11 protein-coding genes are annotated in these 20,256 nt (G+C 62.2%); 9 read left to right on the top strand and 2 right to left on the bottom strand.

Annotated elements, in window-relative coordinates; translation table 11 throughout:
* The 6 genes from U0988_RS07985 to U0988_RS07960 form a co-directional block, all read left to right on the top strand.
* Positions 1-5,642: DUF5801 repeats-in-toxin domain-containing protein (locus U0988_RS07985; RefSeq protein ID WP_322292099.1), on the top strand; the 5,642-nt coding region annotated here is incomplete at its 5' end.
* Between the two features lie 27 nt (positions 5,643-5,669).
* Positions 5,670-6,383, top strand: coding sequence for an OmpA family protein (locus U0988_RS07980; RefSeq protein WP_322292098.1), 714 nt, complete (start codon positions 5,670-5,672; stop codon positions 6,381-6,383).
* Between the two features lie 12 nt (positions 6,384-6,395).
* Positions 6,396-7,793 (top strand): TolC family protein, encoded by a 1,398-nt coding sequence (locus U0988_RS07975; RefSeq protein WP_322292097.1) that lies wholly within the window; start codon positions 6,396-6,398, stop codon positions 7,791-7,793.
* A 32-nt stretch (positions 7,794-7,825) separates the two neighbouring features.
* Positions 7,826-9,952, top strand: coding sequence for a type I secretion system permease/ATPase (locus U0988_RS07970; protein ID WP_322292096.1), 2,127 nt, complete (start codon positions 7,826-7,828; stop codon positions 9,950-9,952).
* On the top strand, positions 9,949-11,040 hold the full coding sequence (locus U0988_RS07965; RefSeq protein WP_322292095.1) for a cell wall hydrolase: 1,092 nt from the start codon (positions 9,949-9,951) through the stop codon (positions 11,038-11,040). Before U0988_RS07970 ends, U0988_RS07965 begins: the two co-directional genes overlap by 4 nt.
* On the top strand, positions 11,037-12,302 hold the full coding sequence (locus U0988_RS07960; protein ID WP_322292094.1) for an HlyD family type I secretion periplasmic adaptor subunit: 1,266 nt from the start codon (positions 11,037-11,039) through the stop codon (positions 12,300-12,302). The genes U0988_RS07965 and U0988_RS07960 overlap by 4 nt, the downstream gene beginning before the upstream one ends.
* Before the next feature lie 3 nt (positions 12,303-12,305).
* Here U0988_RS07960 and U0988_RS07955 read toward each other — a convergent pair whose 3' ends face one another.
* Positions 12,306-13,256, bottom strand: coding sequence for a transglutaminase-like cysteine peptidase (locus tag U0988_RS07955; protein ID WP_322292100.1), 951 nt, complete (start codon positions 13,254-13,256; stop codon positions 12,306-12,308).
* Positions 13,257-13,446: 190 nt separating this feature from the next.
* Entirely contained in the window at positions 13,447-15,324 is a 1,878-nt protein-coding gene (locus U0988_RS07950; protein ID WP_322292093.1) for an ABC-F family ATP-binding cassette domain-containing protein, read from the bottom strand.
* Positions 15,325-15,426: 102 nt separating this feature from the next.
* On the opposite strand from U0988_RS07950, the gene U0988_RS07945 reads away from it, so the two are divergent.
* Genes U0988_RS07945 through U0988_RS07935 form a run of 3 tightly spaced genes read left to right on the top strand, consistent with a single transcriptional unit; the run spans position 15,427 to position 20,192 of the window.
* A complete protein-coding gene (locus U0988_RS07945; protein ID WP_322292092.1) occupies positions 15,427-17,622 on the top strand; it encodes a dehydrogenase E1 component subunit alpha/beta in 2,196 nt (731 codons plus the stop codon).
* Positions 17,619-18,662: an ACP S-malonyltransferase gene (locus tag U0988_RS07940; RefSeq protein WP_322292091.1), complete on the top strand. Its 1,044-nt coding sequence runs from the start codon at positions 17,619-17,621 to the stop codon at positions 18,660-18,662. Before U0988_RS07945 ends, U0988_RS07940 begins: the two co-directional genes overlap by 4 nt.
* A gap of 42 nt (positions 18,663-18,704) precedes the next feature.
* Positions 18,705-20,192 carry an NAD(P)/FAD-dependent oxidoreductase gene (locus tag U0988_RS07935; protein ID WP_322292090.1) on the top strand — a complete coding sequence of 496 codons (1,488 nt, stop codon included), beginning with the start codon at positions 18,705-18,707 and terminating at the stop codon, positions 20,190-20,192.
* Positions 20,193-20,256 lie beyond the last annotated feature (64 nt).

Here is a 20,256-nt window from a genome sequence, read left to right as displayed (position 1 = left end):
AAGGCGTGGTTACTTATGATCCGGCGACGGGCCTGTTCACCTACACCCCCAACGCGGGTGCGGGCAGCACTTCGACGGTGGACAGCTTCACCTACACCATCGTGGACGGCGATGGAGACAGTTCGACCGCGACGGTCAATGTAACCCTGCAGCCCGACTCTGTTCCGGCTGTGGTCGATGTCACGGCTCTCGCCGATGACGATGCGCTGGCGGGCGGCAACCCTGCCTCGACCGCGCAGGATATCGATGCGAATGCGGGCGATGATCCGCTGACCGCCAGCGAAGCCGTCTTCAGCGGCAAGATCACGGTCGATTTCGGTAACGACACCGGCACCGTCAGCTTCGCGAATCTCGACGGGACCAGCGGAACGGTCGGCACGGAAACGGTAGACTACGCCTGGGATGCGGACAGCAACACGCTCACGGCTACTGGTCCGCGCGGCGTCTTGTTTACCGTGGCGATGGATGCGGACGGAAATTACGTCCTGACGCAGCTCGACAATATCCTCCATACGGCAGGCAATGACGAAGCGAGCGCGGATGATGTCGTGCTGGCCTACCGCGCAAGCGACAGCGACGGCGATACGGATGAAACCGGAACGCTGACCATCAGTTTCAACGATGACGCACCTACAGCCACTGCCGACACCAACAGTCTGGCCGAAGGCGGCACGGTGAACGGCAACGTTCTGACCGATGGCTCAGACGATGCATTCGGTGCCGATGGCGCAGTCACAACTTCGCCCGCAGGCGGCGTGATCGGCTTTGCGGCAGGCAGCGATACCTCTGTCGCAGCAGGCGGAACACCGGGCAGCACGATCGAAAGCGCGCTCGGGTTCCTGACGCTCAATGCCGATGGCAGCTACAGCTATGCCTCGAAACCCAATTCGACCAACGCCGATACGACTGACACATTTGTCTATACGATCCAGGATGCGGACGGCGACATTTCCACCCAGACCCTGACGATCTCGATCGATAATGTGGCGGGGCAAGTGTCCGACAACGATGTGCTGGTCGACGAAGCCGGTCTCGATACGAATGGCAGCCAGGGCGCCGCCGACAGCGAGATTGATGCGGACGGCCAGATTACCGTTACCGGCGCAAGCGGCACACTGACCTATACGCTACTCGATCCCGCCGACGGGACCTTCGGTACATTGGTGCTGGACAGCGCCACCGGTGCATACACCTATACGCTGGATACTCCGGTGACGGATACCACCGGCGATGATGGCCGGAACACTGTCTCCGGCGCAGTAAACGGTGCGGAAGAATTCGATTATCAGGTTACCGACAGCGTCGGAAACGTGATCGGCACCGGCACCATTGTCATCAACATCAAAGACGATGTTCCCTCCGTTGTTGCCGATGATCTGTTTGGCGGTTCGCTGACGGTGGATGAGAGCAACCTTCTGGTTGACGATACCGGCGCGGACTTCACCGGTGCCTTTACGGTCACGATGGGCGCGGATGCGCCTGGCTCGATTGCCTATGCACTGACGCTGTCTGCGGAGGGCGCGGACAGCGGCCTCAACGACACGGCTACCGGCGCGGACATCCTGCTCTATACCAATGGCAACACGGTCGAAGGCCGGGTTGGCGGGGCCGACGGCGCGATTGCCTTTGTCATCACCAACGCGGACGGCGTGCTGTCGCTCGACCAGCGCAGCGCGGTGGAACATCCCGATGCGTCGAACCCCAATGATGTGGTCGACATCGACGACGGCAAGATCTTCCTCACAGCGACCGCAACCGATGAAGACAATGACACCGCCAGCGACAGCCTGGATATCGGCGCGGCGCTGAACTTCGCCGATGACGGCCCGAGCGTGGCGATCACCGGCCCTACCCCGACCCTGACGGTGGACGAGACGGTCCTGGCGAATAACGCCGTGGCCAGTTTTGCGGCCACCTTCACCGCCCTGTTCGGTGCCGACGGTGCCGCTGCGGGTACGCAGCCGGTCTATACCCTTGGCGTGATTGCCGGACCCTCCGGTCTGGTCGATACGGCGAGCGGCGAGAACGTGGTTCTCTCGCTCAACGGCACTGTCGTCGAAGGCCGCACGGCCATCGGCGATGCGCTGGTGTTCACCGTAACGGTGGCCGCCGACGGCACGGTCACGCTCGACCAGATCCGCGCCGTGGTGCACACGCCCGACACCGGCCCCGATCAGGCGACCAGCCTGTCGGCCGCCAACCTCGTCACCCTCACTGCCACCGCCACCGACTTCGACGGCGACACCGCTTCGGCAGTGCTCAACATCGGCACCAGCCTCGTTTTCGAGGATGACGCTCCGAGCATCGATGTGACCAAGGGCGCGGATGCCGGGATCGTTCTGACGACGCAGGATGCCGACACCATTGGCGGCGCCAGCGATACGGCCACCTCCACGGCCGATTTTGGCGGCGTGTTCGGCCTCACCTCGAACGCGGGCGCCGATGGCGCGGCAGCGCCGAGCCTGGGCTACGCCCTGTCGGTGACCAATGCAGTATCCGGGCTGACCAGCAACGGCGCGGCGATCAACCTGTATCTGATCGGCGGCAAGGTGGTCGGATCGACCGCTGCAAACCAGGCGGATGTCACCGCCGGCAACACGGTGTTCGACCTGTCGGTCAGCGCCGCCGGCGCGGTAACGCTGACCCAGTACAGCCAGATCGATCACGCTGCGGAAGGTACCACGACGTCGCCATTTGACGACCAGTTCGCGGTGCTTGCCGACGGCAAGGTCGCGCTCACGGCATCGGCCACCATCACCGATGGGGACGGCGATAGCGACAGCGACAGCGAGACAGTGGATCTGGGCGGCAATATCCGCTTCGCCGATGACGGTCCGAGCGTGGCCACCACCGGCACGGCTCCGACGCTGACGGTGGACGAGACGGTCCTGGCGACCAACGCCTCGGCCAGCTTTGCCGCCAACTTCACCGCTTTGTTCGGCGCTGATGGTGCCGCTGCAGGCACCCAACCGGTCTACACTCTGGGCGTGATTGCCGGACCTTCGGGCCTGGTCGACACAGCCACCGGTCAGAACGTGGTTCTCTCGCTCAACGGCACTGTCGTTGAAGGCCGCACCGAGACCGGCAATGTGCTGGTGTTCACCGTTGCGGTTGCCGCTGACGGCACGGTCACGCTCGACCAGATCCGCGCCGTGGTGCACACGCCCGACAGCGGCCCCGACCAGGCCACCAGCCTGTCGGCGGCCAACCTCGTCACCCTCACTGCCACCGCCACCGACTTCGACGGCGACACCGCTTCGGCAGTGCTCAACATCGGCACCAGCCTCGTCTTCAAGGATGACGCTCCTGTCGTATTCAATCCCGAAGATGGCAGCGTCGCCAACACCGACAGCCCGCCAGCCGCGTTCGACCTGAACTACGGCACTGCCGTTGGGGCCGACGGCCTCGGAGATGTCGTGTTCTCGATCACCAACGGCGATCCGGCGGTGGATTCGAATGGCAATGCACTGTCGTTCCAGGGATCGCCGCTGTTTATTTCGGGCAATGGTACGAATGTGCTGACGGCATCGACAGCTGGCGGCGTGGTCGGTTTCACGATCACCATCGACCCGGATACGGACCAATATGTGGTTGATCTGGCCGGCACGATTTCCAATGGCGGCGAATTCTCGATCAGCAATCTGACAAGCGCAGCGGCGGGTAACACCGAATTCCGCGTTGTGGGGTCCGATAATCCGACCAACAACAGCGATAATATCGACATCATCCTGTCGGGCCGTAGTTCCGATGGTACGCGCGGAACGGTCAACACCAATGCAACCTCTGTCGGGATTGACAACCAATCGACCAATCCGGGCGAAGCGGTGCGCATCGACTTCGTCAACAATGCGACGAGCGGCGGCTTGGGAACCACTGGTTTCGATTACGACGGCCATCAGGATGTGCTGCGCTTCGAACAGGTGATCGCCCAGACCGGCGGCAATGCGAACACCCGCGTAGAAATCAATGTAACCGCGATCCTCGCTGATGACGATCAGGATTTCAGCTTCAATGGCACGACGCCGGAAGCGGGTGAATTCTTCATCGACATTACCGAAGTACAGGTAACGGACCAGAATGGCGGGCCCGGTGGTTCACAGATCGTCCATACATTCAGCCTGTCGGATGGCCCCATCCAGACGAAGGGCGCCATCACCGTTACCTTCGATGCAAACGGCAGCGTGAACATCGACGGATTGCAGGTAAACGATCTGTACCAGGTTTCCTCAGACGAAGTCTTCAGTGCAATTCTGGTCGAATCGCCCCTGGGCAACAACAACTTCGATCTCGGTATCTTCGACATCACTACCCAGAACAGTGCCGATCCGATTGATGTCGCCTTTGACATTGTGGGCACGGATGCCGATGGCGACAGCGTCACTGTTCCCGATGGTATCCAGGTTACTTTCGCACCGGTAGTCGCCCCCATCGTACTGGACCTCGATCGTGACGGAGCCGAGTTCCTCGATCTGAGCGCGGGTGTGGTTTACGATTACGGTAGCGGCGCTGTTGCCACTGCCTGGGTCGGCGCCGATGATGGCCTGCTTGCCCGCCAGACCGCGACCGGCCATGACATTGTCTTTGCCGACGATGCCGCCGGAGCAAAGACGGACCTTGAAGGTCTGGCCTTGGCCTATGACAGCAACGGCGATTCCAAACTGGATGCGAATGATGCCGCTTTCGCCGAGTTCGGTGTGTGGCAGGATGCCGATAGCGACGGTGTGGTCGATGCCGGTGAATTCCGTTCGCTGACCGATGCGGGGATCACCTCGATCAATCTCACGAGCGACGGCATCGCCTACAGCGCGGCCAATGGCGATGTATTGGTGCACGGTACCGGCAGCTATACCAAGGCAGACGGTACGACCGGCGTGTTGGCCGATGCCGGATTCGCCACAGCGGCAATCGCGGAAATGAACCAGCGCGGTGCCCAGGTTGCCAGTGTCAATGCGGCAATTGCGGCACTGGTCATGCCCGAAATGCTGATGGCGACGGATCAGGAAACATCGGGCCTGTCATCCAAGGTATTGGACCTCGGCACGGAGAATCCCGTGTCCGGATCGGCACAGTCGACCATGGCCATGGCGGACCAGATGGCCGTGGCCGGAGACGACTTCTTCCAATCGGGCAATGATGCACAAGCATCGGTCTCGAGCCCCTCGATCGGGCAGACCGGGTTTGAAAATGTCTCCCAGGGCGAATTGGGTGAGCCGGCGGCGTTCGATCATGCCGGTCTTGACCTGGCAGCCTCTGCCGGACCGGCGTTTTCCTTCGGTGCCGTAGCGGGCGCTGCGGCATTCGCGGCACCTTCGGTCGAAGGGGTGCACATGATGGACGCATTGCTGGCCCTTGGCCAGGATAGCGCCGCCAAGGCCCAAGCCGTTGCTACGGAAAGTGCGGAAATTGCGGCCCTCGACCTCTCTGCCCTGCAGGAAGCCTTTGCGGATGTGGTCGATAGCCATGCAGTCGATGCCATTGTCGATCATTTTGCCGGGGCTGCACTGGGCGAAGCGCAGCCGGAAAGCCACTTCGATGCGGCAATACTGGATGTCGGGATCGCCAATCCGCAGATGTTCTTCGGAATGCAATCCATGGTCGATATGACTGCGGACGATATGAGCGCGCTTGCTGCTTCGGCATAAGGTGCATAAGGAAAACTTGGGGGATTTATGATCAATCTGAAACGACTGTCCGGATGTGTTGCCGGTCTTGCTGCCTGCTGGTCCACCGGGGCATTGGCGCAGGACGACGTTCAAGCAATGATGGATCTTGGGGTTTCCGATCTGCGGCAGGAAATCCAGACCCGTTATGACGCCGGGCTTGCAGCAAGCATTGATCCTTCGATCGTATCGGCCAATGACAATCGATACACCTGGGCCAACGAAGCCAAGACCCAATGCGGGATCGCACTGGGATTCCTGAAGTCTTCCACCAAGGATGAAGTCAGTATCGGCAAATGCGTGCTGGCGTCCCAGATGATGACGCGCGTTCCGCTGCCGCCGCAGGAAGCCGTGGTGGTGGTCGAGCAGCCCAGAAGTACCGCGTGCGAAAAGGATGTTTCGCGGCTGATCTTCTTCGAATTCGATTCCTACGAATTGCCGGCATCTGCTGAAGATACGGTCAAATTCGTCAGCGAGAACAGCGGAGCGTGCCAGTGGACGAATATCTCCGTGATCGGTCATACCGACCGGGCCGGCAGCGATTCCTACAACGAAACCTTGGCGATGAACCGCGCCAGGGCGGTGGCCGATTTTCTGGTCAGCGGCGGTGTCGAGGCGGGAATCATAAAGGTTGATGCGCGCGGCGAAACGCAAATGCGCGAACAAACGGCCGACGGTGTGCGCAGTCCGCAGAACCGCCGCGTTGAAATCGTCGCGAATTGATTGGGGGGCACCATGTTCAAGCAAAGTCTTAAGTTCGCAGCCATCTTGTTGGCGGGCAGTTCGGCAGCCGCCATGGCGCAGGACACCGGGCAAGCGATCTCGCTGCGTCAGGCCGTCGAAGTGGCCATGGCGTCCAATCCTGAAATCCTGCAGGCGCAGTTCAACAAGGAAGCGATCGAATTCGAACGCAAACAGGCCCAGGGACTGTATGCGCCGCGGGTAGATGTGGAAGCCTCTGGTGGCGTCCGCCGGCTGGAAAATGCCACCCGCCGGAATCTCGGCATAGCCAATAACGAGCTGTATCCGCTCGAAGCGAATATTCGCGCCGACTGGACGATCATCGACTTCGGCCGGCGTAACGGCGAATTGCTACGGCAGGCTTCGCGGGTAGACGGGGCTTCGCTCCGCGTGCTCGAGCGGTCGGAATTCGTCGCCTTGCAAATCTCGCGGCAATATCTCGATATCATGCTGCAGCAACGGATTGTCGCGGCCAGTCAGGACAATGTCGGTTTTCACCAGGTTCTGGTGAGGGACCTGGGCGAAGGGGTTGATCAGGGTTCGATCAGCATCGCCGACCGGCAGCAGGCAGAGGAACGCCTGCAATCCGCAATCGTGCGGCAGGAAGAGGCGTTTCAGGATCTTGCCAACGCCAAGGTCAGCCTGCGCCGTCTGACTGGCCTCGACATCGACCAGGTACAGTTTCCGCCCGATCTGGACGCCATGCTGCCGGCCAACATCGATGCCGCAGTCGGGCTGGCACGGGTGAGCAATCCGCGCATCCTGGAAGCGCAAGCGGATGTCGATGCCGCCAACGCGCTGGCAAAATCGGCCAATGGCGACCTCTACCCCACTATCGGCGCCGAAGTGGTCGGCCGAGTCGGGGACGATATCGACGGTTTCAACGGCGAAACCAACGATGTTCAGGCGCGCGTCTATCTGCGCTGGAACATCTTCGACGGGGGGATCAATCGTGCGAAATATCAGGAAATGGTCCGCCGTTCGAGCCAGGCGCGGTACCGCCTTCACGAGGTAAGCCGCGAAGCGGAAGAGGATGTGCGCAGCGCCTGGATCGCCATCAAGGCGCAGGACAACATCACCGCCGCGCTCGACCGCCAGGCCCGGGTGAGCGACGATCTGCTGCTGTCCTATCGCAGCCAGTTCAACGTCGGTCGGCGCTCTCTGCTGGACGTGCTGGATGCGCAAAATACGCGCTACAACACGCAGGTTCGCCTGGAAACAGCACGGTTCTCGCAGATGTTCGCCGAATATCAGACGCTGGCCGCCACCAACCGCTTCCTGCAGGCGCTGGAACTGGCTCCCGGCGCAGGGGCCGGGGAAACGGAACGCACGCAGTTCAACTATGGTCCGGAAGTGCCGGCTGAATTGCAACGCCGCGTCTATCCCGATTGACCGGCAGGCAAACACCAGAACAGATTGGAAAGGTGGTGGAATACCAAGCGATCAGCCAGACATCGAGTGATCCAGTAGCCGGCGCCATCGGCGAACTGGCTGCGCGTTACGGGATTCCGTTTTCCGCGTCGCAATTTTACACTCTCGCTCGCGGGCAGGACGGAAGCCTTCCGTTCCATCAGGCGGGGCCGGCGATCGAACTGGCGGGCATGAATTTCGTGCCTGTCGAAGCACGAAAGTTGCCCCGCGCCGAACATCATTACCCGGCAATCGTGGCCTTGGCGCAGGATCGCGCAGCGGTTCTGCACGAAGTGAAGGACGGGCAGGTGCGCGTCTGGCGGCCCGGGGCAGGGGAATCGGTCTGGGAACCGTTTGCGGAGCTTGCCGCGGAATTTTCCGGCGGCTTCCTGACCGTCACAGGCGATCCCGATGCCCTGCGCGAAAACGAAGCCCCATGGTACGCCAAGGGCCGCAATCACTGGTTCTGGAGCGAATTGCACAAGGAACGTGCGGCCTACCGCCCGGTTATCCTTGCCTCGCTGATCATCAATCTGCTGGCGCTGTCGCTCCCCCTCTTTTCCATGAATGTGTACGACCGGGTGATCCCCAATCGCGCGGAGGCAACCCTGTGGGTGCTGGGCGTGGGCGTGTTGCTGGCCTTCGCGCTGGAATTTGCCCTGCGCTACGCCCGGTCCAATGTCATCGACCAGGTGGGCAAGCGGCTGGACCTCAAATTGTCGCAGAAGATTTTCGGCAGGCTGCTGGTGACCCCGCTCAGCGCGCGGCAAGGCAACACCGGCGCGTTGGCGGCGCGGGTTTCCGAATATGCATCCGTGCGCGATTTCTTCGCCTCGACCACGATCGTGCTGATGGTGGACGTGGTGTTCCTGTTCATCTTTGTCGCGGCGATTGCCTATATTGCCGGATTCCTGGCGCTGATCCCCCTCATCGCGATGGGATTGATGGCGATTGCCGGCTTCATCCTGCAACGCAAGGTGATCGAGGCATCGCGCGATGCGCAGGCCGATCACGGTTTGCAGCAGACCCTGCTGGTGGAATCGCTCGCCGGCATGGAAACGCTGAAGAGCCTGACCGGCGAGAGCAGCATGGTCGGCCGCTGGTACCGTCTGGCCGAAGTGGGCGGCAATTCGCAGGCCCGTCTGCGCAAGATCAGTTCGACCGCTGTCGGCCTTGCCGCGACATTCCAGCAGATATCCAGCATCTCGCTGGTTATCGGCGGCTACTACCTCTTCGTTGCGGGCCAGATTTCGATGGGCGCGATCATTGCCATCGTGATGCTGTCGTCCCGTTCGCTGGCCCCCGCCGGACAGATCGCGTTCCTGCTTACCCGCGGGCGTCAGGCGCGTGAGACCCTGTCCAGTATCGAAGGCCTGTTCGACGCCGAGGATGAGCGGCGCCAGGGCAGTGTCTCGATCCCGGCTACCGTCCGGTCGGCGTCCATCACGCTGGATGGGCTGGAGTTTTCCTACCCGGAAGCGGCAGTCCCGTCGTTGCAGGGGCTGAATCTGACGATCGAGCCGGGCGAGCGGATTGCCCTGGTCGGGCGCGTTGCTTCGGGCAAATCCACCCTCGGGCGTTTGCTGTGCGGGCTTTATCAGCCAACCGGCGGATCGATGCTGGTCAACGGGATCGACAGCCGCCAGTTCCGCCCGCAGGATTTGCGCCACGCTTTCCGCTTCGTGGGGCAGGACGCCAGCCTGTTTACCGGCAGCGTGAAGGATAATCTCACTCTCGGCAGCGCAGATGCCGCGGACGAGCAATTGATCCAGGCCTTGCAGATGACCGGCGCGGACGGATTCCTGTCGCGCGATGCCGGCGGGTTCGACCGCATGGTGGGCGAACATGGCCGGAGACTTTCCGGCGGGCAGCGATCGTTCCTCGCATTGGCCCGCGCCTTTGTCTCGCCCTCGCAGATGCTGTTTCTCGACGAGCCGACCGGGGCGATGGACAGTCAGACCGAAAGGTTGTTCGTCGACCGCCTGCAGGCCTCGATGTCTTCCAGCCAGACATTGCTGGTGGCTACCCATCGGCCGGCGCTGTTCGCTCTGTGCAACAGGATCATAGTCCTGGAAGCCGGGCGGATCGTGGCCGATGGTCCCAAGGACCAGATCCTGGCCACCTCCGGGAATTTGTCGTGAGCGATCTGCCGCTGGATACCAACCGGCTGTCTCCGGACGCCGAAGCAGGGTCGGGACGGTCGCGCGCGGTGAAAATCATCCTTTTCCTGATATTCATCGCGGGCCTGGCCGCGGCGGCGGCGAGCTGGTGGTTTTCCGCACAAGCGAATGATCCCGCACCGGTCCGGATCAGTGCCGAGCAGGCGAAGACCCTGGCCAGCCTCACCGAAGGAGAGGCCGCGGAAATCGTCATCGAAGGAACCTCCGCCCATGACCGGAATGCGCTGATCCCGCTGTCGGGCGGCACATTGCAGACCTTGTCCGGTTTTTCCGCGCTGAGCGGCGCGGACGGCAGCTATGGTACGGCGCTCAAATGCATGACGCAGGCGATTTATTACGAAGCGGCCAACGAACCGGCGCAAGGCAAGCGCGCGGTTGCGCAGGTCGTGCTCAACCGGATGCGCCACCCGGCCTACCCGTCTTCGGTCTGCGGCGTAGTCTACGACGGGGCCAACAAGCGCGTGTGCCAGTTCAGCTTCACCTGCGACGGTTCGCTGCTGCGCGTTCCCATGGCCCGCCAGTGGAAGGAATCGCTGGCGGTGGCGAAAGCCGCCCTGACCGGAACCGTCGAACCCAGCGTGGGAACGGCGACGCATTACCATGCTGATTACGTGGTGCCGCGCTGGGCCTATAACCTCGGAAAAATCGACAAGATCGGTGTCCACATCTTCTATCGTTTCAAGGGAAATTGGGGAAATTCCGGCGCATTCACGGGCCGCTGGGCCGGGCGGGAAGCAATCCCGTCGCTCGACATGGCACGGCTCCGCAATGCGCTGAACAATAGTCTGGATGCGGAATTTGCCGCGGCTTCGGACGAAGATCTGGTGCCGGGTCTGACGGTTACCAAACTCGCATCGGACCGCCACGCAGAGGCCGATGTCGGCGGCCGGATCGACACGACCAAGGAATGGCGCCTGTCGATCCCCGACCCGGTTCAGGCAAGCTCCGGCTACCGCGAGTTGGTCAACGGGCAACAAGCTGGTATTGGCAATATGGCAACGCCAGCCCTCGCCGTTGCGTCGGGCAAAGCAGGAAAAATCACTCCATGAGTATGATCGCGCGGATTTCCGGCTGGGATGCGAACCGCAAGCTGATCGCAATTTCTGCGCTTGGCGTGGCGGTGCTGATTGTCTGGGCCAGTCTGGCCCAGGTGGACGAAATCACGCGCGGGATGGGCAAGGTGATCCCGTCCAGCAAGACGCAGCTGGTCCAGCCCTCCGAATCCGCAACGATTTCCGAAATTCTCGTCCGTAACGGCCAGGTGGTGAAGAAGGGCCAGCTTCTGGTCCGCCTGGACGATGCGCAATCCGCGTCGGAACTGGGCCAGCTGGAGACGGAAAACAGCCGCCTGGCCGCCAGGGCAAGCCGTCTGGCGACCGAGGCATCGGGCGGTTCCATGGGCTGCGGTGAAGGGACTTTATGCGCCGAAGAACGCCGCCTGGCGCAGGTTCGCATAGCCACCGCGCGGAGCCGGGAGAGCGGTCTTGCAAGCGCAATCGAGCAGCGCCGACGGGATCTGAGCGAAGGTCAGGCGACCGTTGCCGCGTTGGAAAACAGCGTGCGGCTGGCGGGCGATCAGGTCGCCATGCTCGAACCGCTGGCGGCCAAAGGCATCATTCCCCGCACCGAACTGATCACCGCGCAGCGCGATCTGGTGGATACGCGGGGGCGCTTGTCCGCCGCTCACCAAGGGGTCGGCCGGGCGCAAGCCGCCATCAACGAAGCGCAGGCACAGTTCAATTCCGCACGTCTCGATTTCCGCGAACAGGCGCTCTCGGAACGCAGCGAGGTCAACACCCGGATTGCCGTGAACGAAGAAACCATCCGCGGTGCCGCAGCACGCCAGCAGAAGAACGAACTACGCGCCCCGTCCGACGGGATCGTCAACGATGTCCAGATTACCACCGTCGGCGGCTTCGTGAATGCCGGCGAGAAGATCATGCAGGTGGTACCTGTGGGTGACCGGATGTTCGTCGAAGCGCGCATCCGCCCGAGCGATATCGCCTTCATCAAGGTGGGGGATCCGGCGAACGTCAAAGTGACGGCTTACGACTTTTCCATTTTCGGCGGAATTTCCGGCGTCGTGCGGCAAATCAGCGCCGATTCGATCTATGACGAGGTCGAGCGCGAGGCCTATTATCTGGTGGTGGTCGAAACCGACCGCGCCTTTATCGAACGGGCCGGGCAGAAACTGCCGATCGTACCGGGCATGATCTGCGATGTCGAAATCATTACGGGCCGCAAATCGATCCTGACCTACCTGCTCAAGCCTGTCGCCAAGGCCTTCGACATGGCCCTGACTGAACGGTAGAGATCAGAAACCGTGGATCCAGCTCTGGCTGCTGCCAAAGCTCAATATCGGCCGGTACCCCTGCGACTGCGATGCATCGATCAATTTGTCGGTGGTGTTGTCGAGCATGACAAACTGGCCGCCGAGCCGGACGATCAGCACGGCATGATCTGCGCCGCGGATCAGGTCCCTTGCAAGCGTCAGAATCATGTCTTCACGCTTGATGCCCAGCGCGGCCAGCATCTGCATCTTGGCAATGGCGATATCCTCGCAATCGCCCTGGCCCAGGCGGAACGTGGTCTTGGCGTTGGCCCAGTAATCGGCCTTGCCCCATAAATCACGGTCCTCGGCATAGCGAATTGCTCGATTGGCATAAGCGTTCACCGCCTGCACCAATTCTTCTTCCGACCGCTTACCAGCGCCCAACTGCCGGCTGGCCCAGTTGCTGGACAGCTGCCCGCTGTTCACCCGGCGCCAGTCGGCTTCCAGGGATGTATTACTGATCTTGATCCGTTTGCTGGCAAGGAAATCCGTTGCAGGAGCCATCACTGTGGCGGCAGGATTTACTCCCGAAAAAGGCGAACCGAATTGCCCCAGACACTGGCTGGGCGGCAATGCCAGGGACGAGGTGGCGATAGTCGCAGTACTGCCGTTCGCGCCAAAGGCAACATCGGTAACGGCCTGGCCGGATTGCGCCTGAATCATGCGTTCCAGCGCGCTCATTGCGGCGCCGCTGCCGACGATCGCCCCTGCTTTCGAGCGCGAAGGGACGTTTGCAGCCAGCGAGCCCGGGCCGGAGGCATCGGCTTGAAACTGACATGAAGCCATGACCACCGCGGATGCCGAGGCGGGCAGCATTACCCCGACCATAGCAACTTGCGCCTTGGTCGATGGCGAAATCGCCAGAGCCGCACCAACCATGCCGAGCCCATACAGGCTCCGGGTCAGCCGTTCCGAAAAAATCCGGTTCTTCATGCTGACCACAATTAAGGGACAGCCGTATCGGTGGGGTTTTCAAACCTGGTTACCGATGTATTAAGTATCTTTGCATAAGAGCCGCTACCGGAAACGGGAAACGCGCGGCACCAAGCACATCGCAGGGTGCGCTCAGGCCCTGAAGCCTGGCATCCTCAACAAAGAAGGGCTGCAAGGCCCCAGCTGCAGTCTAGCCAGCGCCAATCTGCTCGCTGAGCGCCAGCCACTCGGCTTCTTTCTTTTCCAGATCATTGCCCAACTGTCCGCGCCGCTGGGACAGTTCGCCCATGGACAATTTCGCGAACTCTGGGGCGGCACTAGCGGGTTCGAACATCGCCCGGTCCAGTGCAGAACATTGCGCTTCCAGTTTCGAGACTTCCTTTTCGACGGCAGTCAGCCTGGTTTTGACAGCCCGCGCGGCCTCCCGCTCTTTCGCTGCAGCCTTGCGATCCTTCTTCTGAATCTTGGTGCCGCCGCCCTTTTCGCTGCCATCGCCTTTCGGCTGATTGCGCCCCAGCACGAAATCGATGTAATCTTCCATGCTGCCGGAATATTCCGCCGCGGTTCCGCCATCGACCAACACCAGCCGGTCGGCGGTCAATTCCACCATATGCCGGTCATGGCTGATCAGGATCACCGCGCCCTCATAATCATTCAGCGCCTGCACCAGCGCCTCGCGCGCATCCACGTCGAGGTGGTTGGTCGGTTCATCGAGGATCAGCAGATGCGGCGCATCACGGGTGATCAACGCCAGCGCCAGCCGCGCGCGCTCGCCGCCGGACAGCTTGGCGACCAGCTGCGTGGCGCGGTCGCCGGAAAAGCCGAACCGCCCCAATTGCGCGCGCACCGCACCGGGCGGCTTGCCCTCCATCACCCGGCTCATATGTTCCAGCGGGGTGGCGTCGCTGGCCAGTTCTTCCACCTGATACTGAGTGAAGTAACCGACCTGCATCTTGCCGCTGGCGTTCATTTCGCCTTCCATCGGCGGTAGCTGCGCCGCCAGCAGCCGGGCCAGCGTGGTCTTGCCATTGCCGTTACGCCCGAGCAGCGCGATCCGGTCGTCCGGGTCGATCCGCAGATTGAGCCGCTTGAGGATGGGTGTATCCTGCGCATAGCCCACCGCCGCGAGGTCGAGCGTGATCAGCGGCGGTTTCAGTTCGGCGGGACTGGGAAAGTCGAAACTGAGCGAGGGGTCCTCCATCAGCGCCGCAATCGGCTGCATCCTGGCCAGCATCTTGGCGCGCGACTGGGCCTGCTTCGCGGTGGAGGCACGCGCACTGTTCCGCGCAACATAATCCTGCAGGCGGGCGCGCTGCGCATCCTGCGACGCCTTGGCCGCCGCCAATTGTGCCGCGCGTTCCGCCCGCTGACGTTCGAAACTGTCGTATCCGCCGGGATACAGCGTCAGCTTGCCGCCCTGCAGATGCAGGATGTTGTCGACCACATTGTTGAGCAGGTCGCGTTCGTGGCTGATCACCACCACCGTCGCGGGATAGCTCTTGAGGAAGTTCTCCAGCCACAAGGTCGCTTCCAGATCGAGGTGGTTGGAGGCTTCGTCCAGCAGCAGCACGTCGGGCGTGGAATAGAGCAGCGCGGCCAGCGCCACACGCATCTTCCAGCCGCCGGAGAAACTGTCGAGCGGCTGGTTCTGCATCTCCTCGTCGAAACCCAGACCGGTCAGGATACGGGCGGCGCGGGATGGCGCGGAATAGGCGTCGATCGCCAGCAGCCGGTCATGGATGTCGCCCAGCCGGTGGGGATCGGTGCAGGTTTCGGACGCCGCCATCAGCTCGGCGCGCTCTACATCTGCCGCTAGCACGGTTTCGGCAGGCGTGGCGGTGCCGGTCGGAGCATCCTGCGCGATATAGCCCAGCCGCGTCGCCTTGGGCATGTCGATCGTACCTTCGTCGGGGTCGAGGCTGCCGATCATCACTTTCATCAAGGTGGACTTGCCCGCCCCGTTGCGGCCGATGAGCCCCACGCGCCCGCCCGGAGGGACCGAGGCCGTCGCGCGATCGAGTATGGTCCGGCCGCCAAGCCGCACGGTGATTCCGTTGATTCCAAGCATGGCGCAGCGCCTACCAGCGCTTTGCCGAAATCCCAACACCCTATGCTCATTCGGGGCCAGATTGGGCCTGACAGATCGGTTTTGACAGCCTATCGGAGCAATATGGACCGCGCGGCAATCGTTCACGACAATTTCCTGCGCCGGGTGGCATCGGGTGATCTGCCGGGGGGCAACGCGCCCGATAGCGCGCTGCCGCCGGAGCTGGCGGTGTCGATCTACCGCTCCGCCTGCCTTACCCGGGCGCTCGACCGCACCAGCCGAGCCATGCAGGCGGCGGGTCAGGGGTTTTACACCATCGGTTCCTCCGGCCATGAAGGGATGGCGGCGGTTGCTGCGGCCCTGCGCCCCACCGACATGGCATTCCTCCATTACCGCGACGCCGCCTTCCAGATCCAGCGGGCGGGCCAGGTTGCGGGCCAGACGATCACCTGGGACATGCTGCTGTCGTTCGCCTGTTCCAGCGAAGACCCGATTTCGGGCGGACGGCACAAGGTGCTCGGTTCCAAAGCGCTCAACATTCCGCCGCAGACATCGACCATCGCCAGCCATTTGCCCAAAGCGGTGGGCGCAGCCTATTCGGTAGGGCTGGCGCGGCGTATCCGGCCCGAACACCAAGTCCTGCCCGACGACGCGGTTGTGCTGTGTTCGTTCGGCGATGCTTCGGCCAACCATTCCACTGCGCAAGGCGCAATCAACACCGCCTGCTGGACCGCGTTCCAGAAAGTCCCGCTGCCGCTGCTGTTCGTGTGCGAGGATAATGGCATCGGCATTTCCACCAAGACTCCCGATGGCTGGATCGCGGCCAGCTTCGCCCAGCGGCCGGGCCTGCAATATTTCCATTGCGACGGGCTGGATATTTACGAGACGTTCCGCGTCGCCCGCGAGGCTGCGGAATTCGTCCGCACCCGCCGCAAGCCCGCTTTCCTGCATATCCGCACCGTGCGGCTCTATGGCCATGCGGGTGCGGACGTGCCCACCACCTATCTGAGCAAGGCGGAGGTGGAAGCCGACGAGGCAAACGATCCGCTGCTGCATTGCGTGCGCCTGCTGGACAACGCGGGCGCGCTAACGCCGGAAGACGCGCTGGCGATCTACCAAAGCACCTGCGTGCGGGTCGATCGCGTGGCGCAGGAAGCGGTCACCCGTCCGCGCCTGCAAACGGCGGAGGATGTCATGGCGAGCATCATCCCGCCGCGCCGCGAACACGCCCCCACCAACGGGACCGCCCCAGAGGAACGCGCGGCAGCATTCGGATCCGATCTTAAGGCGGCGGACCAGCCCCAGATCATGTCCCGCCTGATCAATTTCGCGCTCACCGACCTGATGCTCGATCACCCCGAAATCGTGATGATGGGGGAAGATATCGGCCGCAAGGGCGGGGTTTACGGGGTGACCCAGAAACTCGGCCAGCGGTTCGGACGGGCGCGGATGATCGATACGCTGCTGGACGAACAATCGATCCTCGGCCTGGCGCTGGGGATGGCGCAGAACGGGCTGCTGCCGATCCCGGAAATCCAGTTCCTGGCCTATCTCCACAACGCCGAGGATCAGCTCCGCGGCGAAGGCGCGACGCTGCCGTTCTTTTCCAATGGCCAATACACCAATCCGATGGTGCTGCGGATCGCCGGGCTGGGGTATCAGAAGGGGTTCGGCGGGCACTTCCACAACGACAATTCGGTTGCCGTCCTGCGCGATATTCCGGGCCTGATCCTGGCCTGTCCGTCCAATGGTCCGGACGCCGTGCGGCTGCTGCGCGAATGCGTGCGGTTGGCGCGGGAAGAACAGCGGCTGGTGGTCTTCCTCGAACCGATTGCGCTCTACGGAATGCGCGATCTGCACGCAGCGGGTGATAGCGGCTGGTTGGGGACCTATCCGGCGGCGGGCGAGCACATCGGCTTTGGCGAGGTGACCACTACCGGCACCGGAGAAGACCTTGCGATCATCAGCTTCGCCAATGGAGCCTATCTGTCGCATCAAGCGCAGCGGGTGCTGGAGGCGGAGGGGATTTCCGCCCGCGTGATCGATCTGAACTGGCTGTCGCCCCTGCCCGACGAAGCCCTGCTCGCCGCGACCGGGAACTGCCGCCATGTCCTGATCGTCGACGAAACGCGGGCCAGCGGCGGCATCGCCGATGCGCTGATGACCATCTTTGCCGAAAAAGACGCCGCCAAACGACCGGTCGCCCGGATCAGCGCAAGGGACAGCTTCATCCCGACCGGTCCAGCCTATGCGGCCACCATGCCCTCGGCGGAGCAGATCATCGCCGCCGCGCGGGACTTGCTAGGGGCAACGCGATGAAAACGGCGGTCGTCATCTGCCCTGGCCGCGGAACCTATAACAAGGCGGAGCTGGGCTATCTGGCGCAGCATTTCCCCGACGCGGCACTGCTCGCCAAATTCGATGCGCAGCGCGCCGCCGCGGGGCAGGAAACGCTGATCGCACTCGACAGTGCAGAGCGGTTTTCCGGCATAAAGCACACGCGCGGCGACAATGCCTCGGGCCTTATCTACGCCGCAACGCTGGGTGATTATCTCGGCATCGACCGGGATCAGGTCGAGGTGGTTGCGGTCACCGGAAATTCGATGGGCTGGTATTCGGCGCTCGCCTGCGCAGGCGCATTGTCACCGGAAAATGGCTTCAAAGTCGCCAACACCATGGGCACGTTGATGCAAGAATCGTTGATCGGAGGACAGCTGGTCTATCCCTTCCTGGACGACGATTGGCGGCCCGATCCCGCACGCCGCGGTGCCTTGCTGGCACTGGTTGACAATATCGACCGGCGCGAGGGCCATGTGCTGCGGCTGTCGATTGCGCTCGGCGGGATGCTGGTGCTGGCCGGCGATGCGCCGGGACTGGCGGCATTCGAAGCAGAGGCAGAGCCGATCCAGGGCCGTTTCCCGATGCGGCTGGGCAATCATGCCGCTTTCCATACCGAACTGCAGGAACCTGTTGCCCAGCGCGGGCGCGAAAGGCTGCCCGCCGATCTGTTCGGCCAACCAGCCGTTCCGATGATCGACGGACGCGGAGCGGTCTGGTGGCCGCACGCCAGCGACACCGCTTCATTGCGGGACTACACCCTCGGCGAGCAGGTCACGCAAACATACGATTTCACCCGCGCCGTTGAAGTAGCGGCGCGCGAATTCGCGCCCGACCTGTTCATCATCACCGGGCCGGGTACGACTCTCGGCGGGGCGGTTGCACAATCGCTCATCCTGGCGAACTGGCGGGGCATGGGCAGCAAGGACGATTTCCGCGCCCTGCAGGACGAAACCGGCTTGCTGGTTGCCATGGGAATGCCCGATCAGCGGAGCAAGGTTGCAAAGAGGGACTGGCCTTGAGACCGCGCATGTGCTTACATTGGTGTCAGTAGGAGATTTACCGTGCTCACGACGCCTTCTGATTTCGATGTCCTGATCGTCGGCGCCGGTATTTCCGGCATCGGCATCGCTGCCCATCTCGAGATGCTGTGCCCGAACCGGACCTATACCATCCTCGAGCGGCGCGAAAATCTTGGCGGGACATGGGACCTGTTCCGCTATCCGGGCATCCGGTCCGACAGCGACATGCATACCTTGGGCTTCGGATTCGAGCCGTGGCGCGACGAGGAAAGCATCGCGAAGGGCGAGCGCATTCTCGATTACCTGAACCGCATCGCCGACGAACGGGGAATCCGCGATCATATCCGCCTCGATCACAAGGTGGTGAGCGCCGATTTCCGGCATGACGAGGGACGCTGGCATGTCACCGTGGAAACAGGCGGCCAAAGCCGCGTCGTGACTGCAAACTGGCTGTTCCTCGGTTCGGGATATTACGATTACGATCAACCGTATGATGCGGGTTTTCAGGGGACCGAGGATTTCGGCGGCGAGATCGTCCATCCGCAATTCTGGCCCCAGGATCTCGATTACGCCGGAAAGAATGTTGTCGTCATCGGTTCGGGCGCAACCGCGGTCACGATCGTGCCGGTGATGGCCGAGAAAGCCGCCAAGGTTACCATGCTCCAACGGACCCCGACCTGGATCCGTTCGATCCCGGCGAAAGACCACATTGCAAATTTCCTGCGCAAGATCATGCCTGCCGAATGGGCTTACCGCCTGACCCGGTGGAAGAATGTGTACTTGACCGATCTCATGTTCAAGCGGTCGCGAACCAATCCCGAACAGGTTGCGGAATCGCTCCGGGAACGGGCCAGAAAAGCCCTCGGTGACAAATACGATCCGGTAGCGCTGGAACCGCCGTACAATCCTTGGGAACAGCGTTTGTGCTTCATTCCGGACGGCGACCTGTTCGAAGCGATGAAGAGCGGCAAGGCCGAGATTGTTACCGACCACATCGACCGCTTCGTTCCGGAGGGGATCAAGCTGGTCTCCGGAGCCGTCCTGCCCGCCGACCTCATTGTCACGGCCACGGGATTGAACATCGCCGTCATGGGCAAGATCGCGGTCAGCGTCGACGGTAAACCGGTCCGGTTCAACGAACGATTCTATTACAAGCATTGCATGTTTTCCAACCTGCCGAATTTCTCGGCGGTGTTCGGCTATCTCAATGCCAGCTGGACCTTGCGGGTGGATATCGTCGCCGAATATGTCTGCAAGGTGCTGAACCGGATGGAGGAAGTCGGCGCAGACATCGCAGTGCCGGTCTTGCCCGACAATCACGGTCTGGAAGAAGATGACATATTCGATTTCTCTTCCGGCTATCTCCAGCGTTCCAAACATCTGATGCCAAGAAATGCGCCGGTCATGCCGTGGCGGATGAACCAGGATTACCGGAAGGATCGCGACGATCTGAGGAACATGCCGATCGAGGACGGAATATTGCACTTCGATACTGTCGTCTCGGACACAGAAAGGCAAGCTGCGGAGTAACGCTTCACCTTCCCTGCCGGATCGCCTAACGAATTGCCATGAACACAGAGCCAACCGGGCGTAT

The sequence above is a fragment of the Allopontixanthobacter sp. genome (assembly GCF_034376665.1).
Taxonomy (GTDB): domain Bacteria; phylum Pseudomonadota; class Alphaproteobacteria; order Sphingomonadales; family Sphingomonadaceae; genus Allopontixanthobacter.
This window is presented reverse-complemented; position numbering and strand designations above follow the sequence as displayed.

Coding starts and splice junctions, on each gene's coding strand:
- U0988_RS07980 (WP_322292098.1), top strand. CDS start 5,670: ATGATCAATCTGAAACGACTGTCCGGATGTGTTGCCGGTCTTGCTGCC.
- U0988_RS07975 (WP_322292097.1), top strand. CDS start 6,396: ATGTTCAAGCAAAGTCTTAAGTTCGCAGCCATCTTGTTGGCGGGCAGT.
- U0988_RS07960 (WP_322292094.1), top strand. CDS start 11,037: ATGAGTATGATCGCGCGGATTTCCGGCTGGGATGCGAACCGCAAGCTG.
- U0988_RS07955 (WP_322292100.1), bottom strand. CDS start 13,256: ATGAAGAACCGGATTTTTTCGGAACGGCTGACCCGGAGCCTGTATGGG.
- U0988_RS07950 (WP_322292093.1), bottom strand. CDS start 15,324: ATGCTTGGAATCAACGGAATCACCGTGCGGCTTGGCGGCCGGACCATA.
- U0988_RS07945 (WP_322292092.1), top strand. CDS start 15,427: ATGGACCGCGCGGCAATCGTTCACGACAATTTCCTGCGCCGGGTGGCA.
- U0988_RS07940 (WP_322292091.1), top strand. CDS start 17,619: ATGAAAACGGCGGTCGTCATCTGCCCTGGCCGCGGAACCTATAACAAG.